Origin of the sequence: Bradyrhizobium sp. CIR18 (assembly GCF_014198295.1) — a bacterium.
Lineage (GTDB): Bacteria > Pseudomonadota > Alphaproteobacteria > Rhizobiales > Xanthobacteraceae > Bradyrhizobium.
Window position 1 is genome coordinate 594257 of the sequence record NZ_JACIHF010000003.1, and the last position, 14903, is coordinate 609159.

Annotated in this window: 17 protein-coding genes and 1 pseudogene; 7 read left to right on the forward strand and 11 right to left on the reverse strand. The window is 62.7% G+C overall.

All coding sequences use genetic code 11. The features are described from left to right. Positions 1–22: 22 nt before the first annotated feature. Positions 23–231 (reverse strand): annotated as a pseudogene (locus GGD65_RS40965) (hypothetical protein). Positions 232–325: 94 nt separating this feature from the next. Continuing rightward, a complete protein-coding gene (locus GGD65_RS15670) occupies positions 326–769 on the reverse strand; it encodes a TspO/MBR family protein (protein ID WP_183235827.1) in 444 nt (147 codons plus the stop codon). A 43-nt stretch (positions 770–812) separates the two neighbouring features. Between GGD65_RS15670 and dinB the strand changes: the two genes are divergently transcribed. Beyond that, the gene (gene dinB / locus GGD65_RS15675) at positions 813–1913 is read left to right on the forward strand and encodes a DNA polymerase IV (RefSeq protein WP_179732827.1); all 1101 of its coding nucleotides are present in this window, start codon (positions 813–815) and stop codon (positions 1911–1913) included. A gap of 104 nt (positions 1914–2017) precedes the next feature. Beyond that, entirely contained in the window at positions 2018–3430 is a 1413-nt protein-coding gene (locus tag GGD65_RS15680) for a sensor histidine kinase (RefSeq protein ID WP_183235863.1), read from the forward strand. A 99-nt stretch (positions 3431–3529) separates the two neighbouring features. On the opposite strand, the gene GGD65_RS15685 is transcribed toward GGD65_RS15680, so the two are convergent. Then, the gene (locus GGD65_RS15685; protein WP_018319488.1) at positions 3530–3823 is read right to left on the reverse strand and encodes a hypothetical protein; all 294 of its coding nucleotides are present in this window, start codon (positions 3821–3823) and stop codon (positions 3530–3532) included. A 200-nt stretch (positions 3824–4023) separates the two neighbouring features. Then, entirely contained in the window at positions 4024–4710 is a 687-nt protein-coding gene (locus GGD65_RS15690) for a DNA-3-methyladenine glycosylase I (RefSeq protein ID WP_183235828.1), read from the reverse strand. Positions 4711–5045: 335 nt separating this feature from the next. Between GGD65_RS15690 and GGD65_RS15695 the strand changes: the two genes are divergently transcribed. The 3 genes from GGD65_RS15695 (at position 5046) to GGD65_RS15705 (ending at position 8490) form a co-directional block, all read left to right on the forward strand. Then, positions 5046–6440 (forward strand): MBOAT family protein, encoded by a 1395-nt coding sequence (locus GGD65_RS15695; RefSeq protein ID WP_183235829.1) that lies wholly within the window; start codon positions 5046–5048, stop codon positions 6438–6440. 3 nt (positions 6441–6443) lie between these two features. Continuing rightward, entirely contained in the window at positions 6444–7511 is a 1068-nt protein-coding gene (locus GGD65_RS15700; RefSeq protein ID WP_183235830.1) for a hypothetical protein, read from the forward strand. A gap of 151 nt (positions 7512–7662) precedes the next feature. After that, positions 7663–8490 carry a metallophosphoesterase gene (locus tag GGD65_RS15705; protein ID WP_183235831.1) on the forward strand — a complete coding sequence of 276 codons (828 nt, stop codon included), beginning with the start codon at positions 7663–7665 and terminating at the stop codon, positions 8488–8490. On the opposite strand, the gene GGD65_RS15710 is transcribed toward GGD65_RS15705, so the two are convergent. The 5 genes from GGD65_RS15710 to GGD65_RS15730 all read right to left on the reverse strand — a co-directional run bounded on the left by GGD65_RS15710 (position 8429) and on the right by GGD65_RS15730 (position 11401). Beyond that, complete coding sequence (locus tag GGD65_RS15710) at positions 8429–8914, reverse strand: Crp/Fnr family transcriptional regulator (protein WP_179732811.1); 486 nt, start codon at positions 8912–8914, stop codon at positions 8429–8431. The two genes, GGD65_RS15705 and GGD65_RS15710, sit on opposite strands and share 62 nt — an antisense overlap. A gap of 78 nt (positions 8915–8992) precedes the next feature. Further along, positions 8993–9529 (reverse strand): GNAT family N-acetyltransferase, encoded by a 537-nt coding sequence (locus GGD65_RS15715; RefSeq protein WP_183235832.1) that lies wholly within the window; start codon positions 9527–9529, stop codon positions 8993–8995. A gap of 122 nt (positions 9530–9651) precedes the next feature. Then, positions 9652–10392 carry a di-trans,poly-cis-decaprenylcistransferase gene (locus tag GGD65_RS15720; RefSeq protein WP_018319484.1) on the reverse strand — a complete coding sequence of 247 codons (741 nt, stop codon included), beginning with the start codon at positions 10390–10392 and terminating at the stop codon, positions 9652–9654. Positions 10393–10422: 30 nt separating this feature from the next. Further along, entirely contained in the window at positions 10423–10797 is a 375-nt protein-coding gene (locus tag GGD65_RS15725) for a transcriptional regulator (RefSeq protein ID WP_026202187.1), read from the reverse strand. After that, the gene (locus GGD65_RS15730; protein WP_179732807.1) at positions 10784–11401 is read right to left on the reverse strand and encodes a hypothetical protein; all 618 of its coding nucleotides are present in this window, start codon (positions 11399–11401) and stop codon (positions 10784–10786) included. The genes GGD65_RS15725 and GGD65_RS15730 overlap by 14 nt, the downstream gene beginning before the upstream one ends. A 194-nt stretch (positions 11402–11595) precedes the next feature. Here GGD65_RS15730 and GGD65_RS15735 point away from each other — a divergent pair, with 194 nt between their 5' ends. Next, complete coding sequence (locus tag GGD65_RS15735) at positions 11596–12843, forward strand: S1C family serine protease (RefSeq protein ID WP_183235833.1); 1248 nt, start codon at positions 11596–11598, stop codon at positions 12841–12843. Between the two features lie 12 nt (positions 12844–12855). Here GGD65_RS15735 and GGD65_RS15740 read toward each other — a convergent pair whose 3' ends face one another. Both GGD65_RS15740 and GGD65_RS15745 read right to left on the reverse strand, forming a co-directional pair. Continuing rightward, positions 12856–13134, reverse strand: a complete 279-nt coding sequence (locus GGD65_RS15740; RefSeq protein WP_183235834.1) for a DUF3551 domain-containing protein — start codon at positions 13132–13134, stop codon at positions 12856–12858. A 149-nt stretch (positions 13135–13283) separates the two neighbouring features. Next, the gene (locus GGD65_RS15745) at positions 13284–14258 is read right to left on the reverse strand and encodes a tripartite tricarboxylate transporter substrate binding protein (protein WP_018319479.1); all 975 of its coding nucleotides are present in this window, start codon (positions 14256–14258) and stop codon (positions 13284–13286) included. 125 nt (positions 14259–14383) lie between these two features. On the opposite strand from GGD65_RS15745, the gene GGD65_RS15750 reads away from it, so the two are divergent. Continuing rightward, on the forward strand, positions 14384–14794 hold the full coding sequence (locus GGD65_RS15750; RefSeq protein ID WP_018319478.1) for a VOC family protein: 411 nt from the start codon (positions 14384–14386) through the stop codon (positions 14792–14794). Positions 14795–14903 lie beyond the last annotated feature (109 nt).

Here is a 14903-nt window from a genome sequence, read left to right on the forward strand (position 1 = left end):
TACGGCCGTTTCAGGCCGACGCTCACGTCAGCATCGCGACAATCGTCTGGAGCTGGTCCGAGGCGGACGAGACCAGTCCGTCATATGAGGTCTGGCCGTGTGCGGCGGCGTTCAGGATGCATTCGGCCACGGCCGCTTTCAGGCCGAACACCGATTGATGGCCGGTACGCTCGCCATCACGGTCTCCAGCGCTTGACGCATCGTGTGAATGAGCTCGGAGCTGTATTGCATTGGCTGTCCTCCGTGCGCTCATATTAGGTCGCGCGACCATGCTTGCCACTCACAGGCCTGAGATTGTTCTTTGAACTGGTCGAGACTGAATGTCTCAATTCAAACGCCAGATGGCCGCATTGAGCACGCCGGCAAACGCGACCCAGGCTGCGTAGGGCACGAACAATGCGGCGGCCAGCCTGTCTCGTGATGCCTCGAGACCGATATAGGTCGCGATCGCGACCAACAGGCCGATGAGAATGACGAGCGCAGCGCCGATCTGGTGCATCGTGAACATCACCGGCGACCAGGCGAAGTTGAGCGCCAGTTGCGCAGCCCAGGCCATCATCGCTTTGCCCCCGGCTTCACGGCGAAAGGTCCGCCAGCCCGCGATGGCGATCATGATGTAGAGCAGGGTCCAGGCCACCGGGAACGCCCAGTTCGGTGGCACGAACGCCGGTTTGGCGAGGCCGGCATACCAGTCTCCGGGGAGATTGGTTGCGCCGATCAGCCAGCCCGTGCCGACCACGCCCACCACGAACAACAACAGCTGCAGCATCCATCACCTCGCGCATTTCATCGCGCAATTGTATCATCTGTTCATGAGCGAATCCGACACGGTGACCGGCGAAGCCTCGCCCGTCCGCAAGATCATCCATATCGACATGGATGCCTTCTATGCGTCGGTGGAGCAGCGCGACAATCCGGAGCTGCGCGGCAAGCCGGTCGCGGTCGGAGGCTCCGCGGAACGCGGCGTCGTCGCGGCCGCCAGCTACGAGGCGCGGCAGTTCGGCGTTCGCTCCGCGATGCCGTCGGTCACTGCGAAGCGGCAGTGCCCCGATCTGATCTTCGTCAAGCCGCGTTTCGAGGTCTACAAGGCGATCTCCAGGCAGATCCGCGACATCTTTGCCGAGCACACGCCCATCATCGAACCCTTGTCGCTCGACGAGGCCTATCTCGATGTGACAGAGAACCTGCAAGGAATCCCGCTGGCGCGCGACATCGCGCTGAAGATCCGCGGGAAGATCAAGGCCGAGACTGACCTCAACGCGTCGGCGGGCATCTCCTACAACAAGTTTCTGGCCAAGCTCGCCTCCGATCATCGCAAGCCCAACGGCCAGTTCGTGATCTCGCCGGAGATGGGACCGGCTTTCGTCGAGACGCTGCCGGTCGGCAGGTTCCACGGCATAGGCCCGGCGACGGCTGCGAAGATGAACGCGCTCGGCCTGTTCACCGGTCTCGACATTCGCAACCAGACGCTGGAGTTCATGAATGCGAATTTCGGCAAGTCAGGTGCGTACTATTACTGGATCTCACGCGGCGTCGACGATCGGCCGGTCCGGGCCAACCGGATCCGCAAGTCCATCGGCGCGGAGACCACGTTCTCGACCGACCTTGCCGAATATGACGCGCTCGCCGCGGAGCTAAGACCTCTCGTCGACAAGGTCTGGCGGCATTGCGAGGCGACCGGCAATCGCGGCCGCACCGTCACGCTGAAGATCAAGTTTGCCGACTTCGAGATCATCACACGCAGCAGGTCTGTCGCAGCGGCCGTCGCGGGGCGGGACGATCTGGAGCGGCTGGCGTGCGGCCTGCTCGAAGTCGAGATGCCATTGCCCAAGCGCGTCAGGCTGCTGGGTGTCTCGCTGTCCGCGCTCCAGATCGGGGACGAGGCGGAGCCGCAGCTGACCTTGGGCATTTGAACGGGGCCGGCAGGCCCTCGGCGAACGCGACATCTTTATCCGCGACGCGGCTCGAAACCTGTCGTAGAGACACCAGAACACGATTTTTCGCGATTGATGCTGGAATGCTTGCTCTATTGATACGCCTCGGTTTGCGCTTCGAAGACCGCATCGAGGAGCGCCGGTTTGTCGACCAATACGTCCGAGGCAGTCTCGGGTGGACGCAGATCGCGATGCTGCTCGGCGCCGCCACCTATGCCGGCTACACCCTCTGGGATTGGGTGCTCTATCCCGAAGTCGTTCCAACCACGCTGGCCATCCGTGGCGGCACCGCCCTGTTCGTGCTGCTCCCGCTGACCGCGTTACTGTCACGGCGCTTGATGAAGCCATGGGCGGAGACGATTTTCCTCGTCTACTGCGTCATTCCCGGCTGCATCCTTCCGAGCATCTATCTCGTCCTGCCGTCGGGCTTCACCTTTGCCGCCCCCGGCATGATGATGATCATTCTGTTCGTCTCGACCATGCTGCCATTGCGGATCGGCTCGCTGGCGATTTTCTGCCTGTTGTCGTGGCTGGCGCTGCTGGTCGCCGAGACGTTCGCACCGACGATGCCGATCGGCCTGCGATTCATCAATCATTCTCTCGTCGGCAACGCCTACGCATTGTCGCTCTACGCCGTGGCCGCGCGCGAATACCGGGCGCGAAAGCAATTCCGAACGTCGGAGGCGCTGCAGCGGGAAAAGGAACGCTCGGAGAAATCGCTGCGCGATCTGCGCGCGACCCAGGAACATCTGGTGCAGGCAGAAAAACTCGCCTCGCTCGGTCGATTGGTGGCCGGTGTCGCGCACGAGGTCAGCACCCCGCTTGGCCTCGCCCTGACGACCTCGACCACCATGCAGACCGATCTGCAGACAATGGCCGACGCATTGGGCGGAGCGTCGGTCCGGCGATCCGATCTGACCAAGGGAATTGACAGGCTCAAGCAGGGGCTCGACCTGACCTTCGACAACCTGCATCGCGCATCCGAGATGGTGCACAGCTTCAGGCAGGTCGCAGTCCACCAGGCCGATGAGGACCGGCGCACGTTCGAGCTCAAGGATTGGCTGGCTGAGCTGATGTCCAAGCTTGGGCCGCTGCTGTCGCACCATGCTCTGGCGGTCGACGTCCAATGCCCGGCGGGCATCACGCTCAACAGCTACCCCGGAGCGCTCGCCCAGGTGATCAGCAATCTCGCCCTCAATACCGCAGGGCATGCGTACCCGGACAAAAGAGGCGGCAGATTCGCAATCACCGTCAGCCAGCCGGACGCGAAACGGGTCCGGCTGGTCTGCGCCGACGACGGAGTTGGGATACCCGAGGAATTACAGGCGCAGATCTTCGATCCGTTCGTCACGACCGGTCGTGAGAGCGGACATGCCGGCCTCGGGCTGCACATCGCATTCAATTTGGTGGCCTCGTCGCTGAACGGGCGCCTGCGACTTGAGAGCAGGGCGGGGCCAGGGACTCAGATCGCGATCGAGATTCCGATCGAAGCATGATGCTGCGGCTCCTGGAGCCGCCTCACAAGGCGGCACGCAGCCGATGGTGACGGGATTTTCAGGCCCCGTCACCGATGGAATTCGACCCGCTCGGGGCAATCAATGCCTCACGTGCTCGAACACCACGATCACGCCGGTCGGCTCGGGCTCGTGCGCCATCAGGCGCGTCAGGTCGGAATCGCCCCAATCGGCGAGGCTGACGACTTCGCCGCTCTGGCGGTCGGCACCGAGCGATGGTGTGGGCTCGAGGACCTTGAGGCCCATTTCGTCGACGAAGAAGGTATGCTCGCCGAACATGCTGTTGAGTTGCGGCATGGCCGGGTGTTCGTCGGGCAGCACCTGAGCGCCGAGTTGGTTGACGGTCTGCTTCACCTGTTCGGATGTGAGCTTCATGAGCTGCTCCGTTTCTGTGTCCGGTTTCGTTGGCCAGGGCGGGAGCACGCGTTCCCTGCGCCTTTGCCCGCCTGGCTCGACTCCGAACAGGTGCTGCGCTCAAATGTTCCCGAGAAATGTATTTCGTGATCGGGCGCTGCATCTGCCGCGCTCGCGGCACGAGATCGCCACAGGATGCACACGATTTATCGGGGGACCTGCTACGCGCTGCGGCTTTCACCGACCGAGAGCGCACAGATGCGTGACAGATATGTGTAGGGCAGGCCGGTCTCCTCGGCCCAGGCATTGAACTGCGCCTGCACCTTGGCGAGATCCCGCTTCGACTTGACCTCTTCGGCAATGTCGAGACCGGCATCGCGCAGGCAAGCCACCACGTCTGCGGAGGTCACAAAACCGTCCCACCCGACGAAGCGCAGCAGCATCTGCCCGGTATTGCCGCCGAGCCGGCTGCCGCGCTTGGTCATGAGATCGAGCAGGCCGATCTCGTCGGACGACGGCCACTTCGCCAGAAACTTGCCGAAGCTGCCGTGCTCCTTCGCGATCTCCTGCACGAAGGCAGCGTTGTCGCGCACCGACATGATCTTGGCACCATTGCGCACGATGCGCGCATCGCGCAGCAGGCCTTCCCAATAATCCTCGGGCTGGAAGCTGAGCTTGGCCGGCTGGAAACGCAGGAAAGCGTCTTCAAATCCGTCCCATTTCGTCTCGATCACGCTCCAGGCAAAGCCGGCGCAGAACACACGCTTCGTCATCTCCGCCAGGATGCGATCGTCGCCGAGCTTCGCCAGACGCTTCAGGTCGGGCTTCGCCGGCATCAGCTTTTCCAGGGCCTTGAGTCCGCCCTTGCGTTTCTCGGCGCGGGCGCGAATGGTCTTGAAGGAGGTCATGCGGACATCCACGTTGATGAATCGTCAAGACACCAGAATTGGCCCAAGAGGTCCAGCACCGCGGAGGTGAAGTCCGTGATGCCGGCGCGCCAGGCGCACGTGGTCGGGGTCCTCGGCCAAGGACGTCGCCGCCCGGATGAGGGCGCGGGTGGATAGCGGTTGATTTCATCTCAAAGTTGCTATTGGATGCCGCGGCCAATGAAGCGGCCCAGTCACCGCCTCGCTGGACTGTGGTTTATCTGCGCAATCCCGGTTGCACCCGCGCTCGCCTCGTTATCCAGACTGAGCAGAGCGACGAGCGGCGTCGCGATCCAATAATGTGACCTATTCTTGCAATGTCCTTTGTCTCCGTGGCGTTCCTCGGTCTGGTGCCCGCGACCTTCCTGCTCTATCACGCCACCTCCCGGCTCGCGGTCCAGAATGTCATCATCCTGGCGGCAAGCTACGTCTTTTATGGCTGGTGGGACTGGCGTTTTCTGCCGCTGCTGGTCGGAATTTCCGTCGTCAACTATGCTGCAGCGATTCTGATCGCCGCGACCCCTCACGAGCACACCCGAAAGCTTCTGGTCTTTTCCGCGGTCGCAGTGGCGATCATCGTCCTCGCGATATTCAAGTATTTCAGCTTCTTCATCGATTCGTTCGTGACGATTGCCCAACGCGCGGGTCTCAATCCGAACCTGCCGACGATGCGCATCATCCTGCCGCTGGGCATATCCTTTATCACCTTCCAGGGCATCGCCTATGTGGTGGACGTCTATCGCGGCAAGCATGTTGCGGAGAGAGACCTGGTCAAGTTTCTCGCCTTCAAGGCGTTCTTCCCGCAACTCGTGGCGGGACCGATCGAAAGAGCCAGCAATCTCCTGGACCAATTTTCGAAGCCTCGACAATTCACGGCTGACCATGCCGATCGCGCACTCTGGCTGCTGATCTACGGCTACGCCATGAAGGTCGTGGTGGCGGACAGTTTGGCCGTGATCGTCGACACGCTCTTCATTCCGGATCAACCCTTTGGCTGGTCGGTCGTGCTCGCCACGATCGCCTTCGGCATCCAGATCTACGCCGATTTCAACGGATATAGCCTGATCGCAAAAGGCGTCGCGCTGCTGTTCGGCTTCGAGCTGACGTGGAATTTCCGCTACCCCTACTGGTCGGTATCGATCAGCGAATTCTGGCGGCGCTGGCACATCAGCCTCAGCACATGGCTCCGGGACTATTTGTACATCACGCTCGGCGGAAACCGTCGTGGCGAGACCATCACGAACCGGAATTTGATGCTGACCATGGCTTTGGGGGGCCTCTGGCACGGCGCGTCGTGGACGTTCGTTCTCTGGGGACTGCTTCATGGAACCGTGCTTGCGCTGTGGCGCAAATTGCCCGGCGGAGACGAGCCCCCTTCGAAGGTCGCCCGCGGCGCCGGCTGGGCCGTCACCATGCTGGTCGTATTCGTCGGCTGGTTCCTGTTTCGAGCGGCAAACTGGAATTTGCTGATGGGCATGCTCAGTGCGCTCAAGAACTGGGAATGGGCCCCGGTGCACAGCGCCGTCGCAGTCGCGATTCTATCGCTGTCAGCCCCACTGATGCTGCTGGAATGGCAATTGCAGTCGCGCGGGGATTATTTCCTGATTCGCCGACCTGCTTGGATGAGGTATCCACTGTTTGCAGCCTTGGCGGCTGTGACTATCGCGGCGTCCGGGCACGTCAACGCAACCTTCATCTATTTTCAGTTCTAGGCCATGCAGAACCGCACGATTCAGGCGATCGGAAAGTGGCCGCTGACCCATGCGCTTCAGCTCGTCGCGCGCAAATTCGTTCCGGTCGTCGCCTTGACGGCTCTCATCCTCGGAGTCGCGAATTTCATTTATCAGCAGGGCAACTATCAATGGTCTCGCGGGATCGAGACCTACATCGTCCTCGAGCAGATCAGGCGTTCGGAGCGGCTGCCTGCATCCGATCTCGCCTTTCTCGGCGACAGCTCTTGCCTGTTTGGGGTTCACGTCCCGACCTTGTTACGCACGTTTCCGGGATCCGACGTCGAGTCGTTCTGCACCATCGGCTTCGTTGGGCCGGATGGCTACGCCGCCATGCTTGACAAGATGATCGCCCGCGGACGCCAGCCCAAGAAACTCATTCTGGTGTTCAATCCGATCCAGTTCCAGCGCGATCCGAGATGGAATGAGTGGCCGACCTTCATCAGGACCGACCGTTTCGAAGTTCCTTCCAGCCTGACGTTTCCGGCCGGCGGTCTCGAATACATCCGACTGCTGATGGAGCGAGCCGTGTACACCCCGCTTCCAGGCGCCTATGGGATTTATTACGGCGGCAAGGACCAGTTCCTTTCGACCATATGGAGGGAGCACGGTAGCGCCATCGAGCCCAACCGAATGCTTGATATTCCTTCGCTGGAGGCATTCAAGGCCACGCTGCCCGCTCACGTTCTTCTCAAGCCGCTCCCCGCATCAAAGCCGTTCGTGATGAACGCGGAATTCGAAAAGGCGCTCGACTCCCTGTCCATAACGCTTTCGAAGCTCGACCGGACGAAGGTTTATCTCGTGATCTCGCCGGTCAATTCCGTCAATGCTCAGGGCGGTCCGCAAAGCTTCCACGCCGAGGCAGGTCAGAGGATTGCGGCTCGACTTGGCCTCGATCAATCGCAGTTTCTGGATACGCCGGACGTGATGCTCGATATCCTGTATGCGCATTATCCCTCGCATTTGCATCGATGGGCGCGGATGATCTACACCGAGCAACTTGCCAAGACCCTGGCTGACCGGAGAATCCTGGGAAAATCCGCCGGCGATTGATTGATCGGCTGGCTGGGCATCGACCGCGGATTTCACCCGCACGCCCGACCGCCTTCCCAGCCATTTTGCTGCGCCCGGAGGGCCATCCTGGCCCGTTTCTTGCGTCCATCAATTCGCAAGCAATTCGATTTCTCTTACCAATGGATTTTCGATGCGTTGCCTGGTCGTTGCCGACCTGCATTATTCGCTGCCTCAGCTCGACTGGCTCGTCAGTGCGGCTCCGCAATTCGACCTCGTGATCTTCGCCGGCGATGCGCTCGACATCGGCTCGATGGTGGATTTCCGGGCCCAGATCGTGGTGGTGAAGAAATACCTCGCGCTGCTCGCCGCGAAGACCCGCGTGATCCTCTGCTCCGGCAACCACGACCTCGACGAGCGCAATGCAGGGGGCGAGAAGATCGCACGCTGGATTTCGGAGGTGCGCGACATCGGCATTGCCTGCGATGGCGACAGCCTCACCATCGGCGACACTCTGTTCACCGTGTGCCCGTGGTGGGACGGGCCGCTGGTCAAACAGCGCCTCATGACCCAGCTCGGCGACGCCGCTTCCGGCCGGCCGCGGCGTTGGATCTGGGCACATCACGCGCCACCGGCCGATTCACCGACCAGCTGGGGCGGCAAGCGCTTCTTCGGCGATGTCGAGCTGGCGCAATGGATCACGCAGTACCAGCCTTCGATGGTGATCTCGGGTCATGTGCATCAGTCGCCCTTCATCAAGGACGGCTCGTGGTTCGACCGGCTGGGCGAGACCTGGGTGTTCAACGCCGGACTGCAGCCGGGCCGGCCACCGACCTGCATCGTGCTGGACCTCGACGCAGACCAGGCGTTCTGGCTCGCGGCTGGCGAAGCCCAATGGATCGACCTCAGCGCGCCGCTGAAGCGGCCCGCTGCCCCTATCGAGGCGCCGCCCGACTGGCTCACATTCTTGGATCGGATTGCCGATCCGACCCTGGCGAGACCTCAAGCGGCGGCAAGTTGATCATGCTCTGGAGCACTTCGCCAACCATGGCCAGATGCGTGCCGTGACCGGCATATTGCCGCTTGAGATCGGCGAGATAGGTGTTGGCGACGTTGAGCCGCTGTGCCAGCATCCGCGCGATCAACAGCGCGACGCCCGGCTCCTGCCTGAGAACCGATGCTGCATCCTCGAATTCGTAGATGACCGCGTCGGTGCAGGCCCGCACCGTCGCGGTATGCGGCTGCTCGAGCAGCACGGACATTTCACCCAGAACCGCGCCTGGCTCGGCGACGGTGGCGACCACCATCTCGCCCTTAAGCACCTCGAGCCTGCCCTTCATCAGCACGTAGAGATGGCCGCTGGTGCCACCCTCGGTGACGATCAACGTGCCGGCCGCCACCTGCCGTTCCGTTCCGCCGCGGCAATAGTTCAAGACTGCGCGCATCGCTGAAAGCTCCGATCACGGGAGACAGTAGAGCACGATCGGCATCGCCTGCTTGCTCAAATTTTCGGCAAGACCCCGCTAGCGCGACAGGCGCTTGGCGAGATGAACCGACTGCCAGTCTCCGAGCCCGGTATCGTTGAATCCCGCTTTCCTGGCGAGGCCGCGCATCTCAGCATTCGCCCGCGCGGTCTCGGCAGCGATCATCTCATGCCCGAGATCAATCGCGCGCGTTTCCATCGCCGTCATCATCTGAAGGCCGAGCCCCATGCGCTGGAAGGCATCGGCAACCGAGATCGCAAATTCGCCGTGCCGGGCCGTCGCATCGTACGCGTATAGCGCTTCGCCGATGATCCTGCCCCGTCCCTCCTCCCTGAGCTCGGCGAGCAAGGTGAAGTTGTCGAGACCGCCGCTCTTGGCGATGCATTCGGCCGCGACCACGCCGAGGTCGGAACGCGCACCACTGAAGCGCTTGTTGCGTGATGTCGTGGAAAGGCCGGTGAAATAGACCGACAGATTCTCCACGTCGGATGCGCTCGCGGCCCTGATGCAGACCATGCCGTTTGCGTCGGCCAGTTCGACCGGCTCGACGACGGCTCCCGGAAACAGCTGTGACATGCGTGATGCTTTCGGCAGGTTGCTGGGACTTGCAGACCTAGCCGAGGCCGCTCACCGTCCGCTTGGACGGAGCTGCCAATCATGCGGATGAAAACGAACAGCTCGTTCTCATGTGCCGCGGGTCACACACGGGAGAGCGAAGGCACCTCCTCGGGCACGATCGCCTGAAGGCCGCCGAAGCGGCGCTCGCGGCCGTGGAAGGAGGCTAGGGCGGCGGCGAGATCGCTGGCGTCGAATTCAGGCCACATCCGCTCGGTGAAGTGCAGCTCGGCATAGGCGCCTTCCCAGAGCAGGAAGTCCGACAGCCGCTTCTCGCCCGAGGTGCGGATGATGAGATCGACGTCGCGCAGGCCGGCTTCGCCGGTGACGAGCTGTGAGAAGGCTTCGCGGGTGAGGCTCGTCAGCGCGGCCGCCTTCGCCGCAGCATTGAGGATGGCATCACGCGCGGAATAGTCGACGGCGATACGCAGGTGCAGCGTTGAGCCTTCAACTGTCGCGTCTTCGGCTCGTGTGATCGCATTGGCGATACCGTCAGGCAAGCGGTCGCGGCGGCCGATCACGGTGAGGCGCACGCCGTTCTTGACTAGGCTCTGCACCTCGTTGGCGAGATAGAAGCGCAGCAGGGTCATCAGCGCCGCGACCTCGGGCTTCGGTCTCCGCCAATTGTCGGTCGAGAAGGCGTAGAGCGTCAGCGTGCCGATGCCCTGTTTTGGCGCGGCCTCGACGATGCGGCGGATGGTTTCGACGCCGGCCTCGTGGCCGCGCACGCGCGACAGGCCCCGCCGCGTCGCCCATCGTCCGTTGCCGTCCATGATGATGCCGACATGAAGCTTTTCGTTGCGGGACGCAAGGTCACTTTGCATTGCAAAGTCTCCGGTCAAAAAGGGGGAGGATCAGGTCGAGACGATACCGAGGCGGCCGAGCGGCGGCGCCTCGCGGCCGGCGGCTTTCGCAGCGTCGCGCACCAGGCGTTCGAGCACGGCGAGATAGTCGAGGAAACGGCGGCGCCCGGCCTTGGTGAGGCGGCAGGTGGTGTGCGGGCGGTTGCCCTCGTAGCCCTTGGTCACCTCGACGAGGCCGGCCTCCTGCAGCACGCCGAGATGCCGGCTGAGATTGCCGTCGGTGAGGCCGCACAGCTGCTTGAGGTCGGCGAATGCCAACCCCTTGGGATGCGCCATCAACGAGGTCAGAAGCCCGAGCCTCGCCTTCTCGTGGATCACGCGGTCGAGCCCTTCATAGGAGAAAGGCGCGCTGTCAGCCTTCAACATCATGGTCTCCAGATGCGACATAGAGAATGCCCGCCATCACCGACTGCCCGATCACGTAGGGCAGGCCCATGGTCCATGGCGACAGCGTGTGCGTCTGGCTCGCGAGCACCACCACGGCGAAGCCGGACACGAAATACCAGGCGCCGGCGAGCGCGACGGTGCGCGGCAGCGAGCGGACAGAAGCGAAGATGCCGAGCGATACCAGGATCTGCCACAGGCCCGGGAGCAGCCACAGCGTCTCGCCCGCGAACTTCCACATCACCACCGCGAGCAGCACACCGGCAACGCCCGCCGGCAGAAACTGCTCGACCGCCTGGTGGATCATGGCGTCGGCCAGACCCGAATGATGGCGGCGCGAACGCGCGCGCATCTCGATCCCGATGATCAGGCCGGACAGCGCGGCGGCAACGAACCAACCGAAGAAGAAGCCGAGCGGCTCGCTGTTGGGATCGCCCAGCAGCCAGAATTGCAGGATCGCGGTGAGCAGCGCGACAGCGCCGGTCGCGGCCATCGTCGCGGGGCCATAGCCGCGGAATGCCGTGCCGGCCGCAATCTGGCTGCGGATCGCCACGATGTCGGCCAGTGCCTTGTCGAGATCGCGCAACGCCAGAACCTCGCTCCGCCCGTGTTTCCGGGATTGCTCGTCCCGTTACTTTGTAATGCAAAGTATATGGCATTGCAAAGCAAACGCAAGCCTGAAAGTCGCCGTGAGAGGATTCCGGCGGCACAGACAACTGCCGGTTGCGCACGCCCGGCTCCCGTAGATAAGATGCGGTCCAGAAGCGTCCGGGGGCTGGTATGTGGCTTAAGTCATTTATTCTCGCATCTCTATTGCAAATAGGTATCGCCGGAGCCGCGAATGCGGCGGGACCGTTCGGCAGCGTCAATGTCGGCAACTGGATCGGCGGCGCCTTCAGCAACGACCAGACCGGTGCCTTCTCCCATTGCGCCGCGACGACGCCTTACCTCAACGGCGTTATCCTGGTTGTCGGCTACAACGCTGTCGGCACCTGGTCGCTGGCCTTTGCGAGCCCGAGCTACCGCTTCAAGCAAGGTGAGAACGCCGCGATCGACGTCATCTTCGACGGACAGGAGCAGGCGAGACTGTTCGCCACGGCCAATCAGCCGAACATGCTCACGGCGGTCATGCCCGCCAACGTGGTGCGTACGTTTCAGAAGGCAAGCCTGATGGTCGCAACCAGCGGCCGCACCGTGCTGAATTTCGACCTGACATCGACCGGGCCGGTGATCGCGGCATTGGCCAATTGCGTGAGCAAGGTGAAAGCCGACGGGCTCGACAAGGCCGGGGACTTCACCAAGGTTGCGGCGAAGCCCGCAGTGGCCGGCGACAAGCAAGGTGCGCCTCCCGCCAAGCCGGGACGAACCGGAACCTTCACCGGCACTGGTTTTGTAGTCAGTCCCAACGGGCATGTCGTCACCAACAGTCACGTGATCGATAGCTGCACCGGAGACATCAAGGGCAATCTTGCCAGCGAGGCCGCGATGGTTCTGCGCGTCGTCTCCAGCGACGCGACAAACGATCTCGCGCTGCTGCAGGCGCCGGCGACAGCAGTGTTCAAGGATTTTGCGAAGATCCGGGACCGCTCGATGCACTCCGGCGATTCAGTGGTGGCCATCGGCTTCCCGCTGCACGGCTATCTCTCCTCCGACCTGACCGTGACGACGGGAATCGTCAGCTCACTCAGCGGCTTCCGCAATCACACCGGACGTTTGCAGATCAGCGCGGCTGTTCAAGCGGGCAACAGTGGGGGCCCCTTGTTCGACTTGTCCGGCCAGGTCGCCGGCATCGTCGTTGCCAAGCTCAACGCGCTCAGGATGATCAAGGAGACCGGGCAACTGACGGAGAATATCAACTTTGCCATCAAGACCGGCGCGTTGCGCGACTTCCTCGACAACTCCGTGGTGCCCTACCAGACCGCAGAGCCCAAGGGCGAACTGAAGACAGCCGACATCGCCGCCAACGCCCGCGCCTACACGATGCTGATCTCGTGTACCGGCACGGAGCAGGCGGACGCGAAGCGGTAAACCGCTCCGCCCTCAGTACGGAGCGACGGGCCGCACGCGCCGCGGCGGCCGCGGTTGCGCCGGCAGCACCTGGCCGTAGGCGAAGCGCGGATTGCGATCGCAGTACAAGAGCCGGCCGGACACGCTGGCCTGGCATTGTTCGTAGGTAGCGTAGGCGCATTCGCCGGGATAATCATAGTCACCGCCCTGGGCGCACCATGGATAGTCGCGCGCAGCCGCGGGCGTGACGGTGGCGAAACCCGCGAGGACCGCCGCGCTGAGCGTCAGCAGCATCAATTGCTTCTTGCGCATGATCCAACTCCTCTCTAGCTGGCCCGAGATACGGCGCCATCTATTATCAGGTTTCGCAACGCGGTTTTATTCCAGATCAACGAAACAAGGCACGCAAGAAAAAAGCCCTGCCAAACGGCAGGGCTCCTATCCTCACGATCACAAGGCCGCTACTCGACCTTCAGGCCGGCGAACTCGACGACCTTCTTCCACTTCTCGGTCTCGGCCTTGATCTCCTCGCCAAACGCCTCGGGAGTCTGCACCCGCGGCTCGCCGCCGAGCTCGACCAGACGCTTGGCCATGTCGGGCTCCTTGATCACCGCGTTGACCTCGGCGTTGAGCTTGGCGATGATCTCCTTCGGCGTGTTCTTCGGCGCGCCCATGCCGAACAGTGCGCTGGCCTCATAGCCCTTGACGGTGTCGGCGATCGGCTGCACGTCAGGCAGCTGCGCCGAGCGTTCCGTGGTGGTGACCCCGATGGCGCGAAGCGAGCCGGAGCGGATGTGCTGGATGATCGAAGGCATGTTGTCGAAGATCACCTGCACCTGGCCGGCGAGCATGTCGGTGATCGCGGGTGCGGCGCCGCGATAAGGCACGTGCTGCATCTTGCAGCCGGTCATGGCCATGAACATCTCGCCGGACAGATGCACCGAGGTGCCGTTGCCGGACGAGGCCATGTTGACCTTGCCCGGATTGGCCTTCACGTATTCGATGAACTCGGCGACGTTCTTGGCCGGCACGTCCTTGTTGACGGTCATCACGTTCGGCACGCGTTGGAACGAGGCGACCGGCGCCATGTCGCGCACGAAGTTGAACTTCAGATTGGTGTAGAGCGAGGCGTTGATGTAGTTGGCCGGATTGACCAGCTGCAGCGTGTAGCCGTCGGGCTCGGCATTGATGACCGATTCGGTGGCGATGTTGTTGCCGGCACCCGGCTTGTTCTCGATCACGAATTGCTGGCCGAGCTTTTCCGACAGGCGCTGGCCGATCAGCCGCGCCAGGATGTCGGTGGCCCCGCCCGGCGGATAGCCGACCACCCATTTCACCGGGCGGGCCGGATAATCGGCGGCAAAGGCCTTCGACAGCGGGGTGGCTGCAAGCGGACTGGCGGCGAGCAGGCCCAGCGCGGTACGGCGAGTGATCATCTCAAGGGTTCTCCCAACGTGTTGTTCTTGAAGCCAGATTGCTTGAACCCGGCGTCGGTGGGGTTGTAACAAAGCTTGCGGAGCGCGGAAAGTGCACGGGGCGCATCACGACGAAAGGATAAGACATGCCTGTTAAAGTCGAGGCCCTCGATCATCTCGTGATCAACGTCGCCGATGTCGCGGCCAGCGCGGAGTGGTACCGCAGAATCCTCGGCATGGAAGTCAAGGTGTTCGATCCCGGCGGCGGCAAAGCGCCGCGGACTTCGCTTCACTTTGGTAACCAGAAGATCAACGTCCGGCCGCGCGACGCCGACAAGGTGGAGTGGTTTACCGCCGACCAGGCGACCGCCGGCAGCGAGGACCTCTGCTTCCTCACCTCCGCCGCGCCCGACGAGGTGGTGGCGCATTTGCAGGCACACGGCATCGCGATCGAGGAAGGCCCGGTTCCCAAGCAGGGTGCGCGCGGCACGCTGCGCTCGGTCTATTGCCGGGATCCGGACGGCAGCCTGATCGAGATCTCGTCGTACGGGGATTGAGGCCGGTAGGGCCATCGCCGCCTGCCCCATCGTCATTGCGAGCGAAGCGAAGCAACCCAGACTGCCTCCGCAGACGCAGTCTGGATTGCTTCGTCGCAAGGGCTCCTCG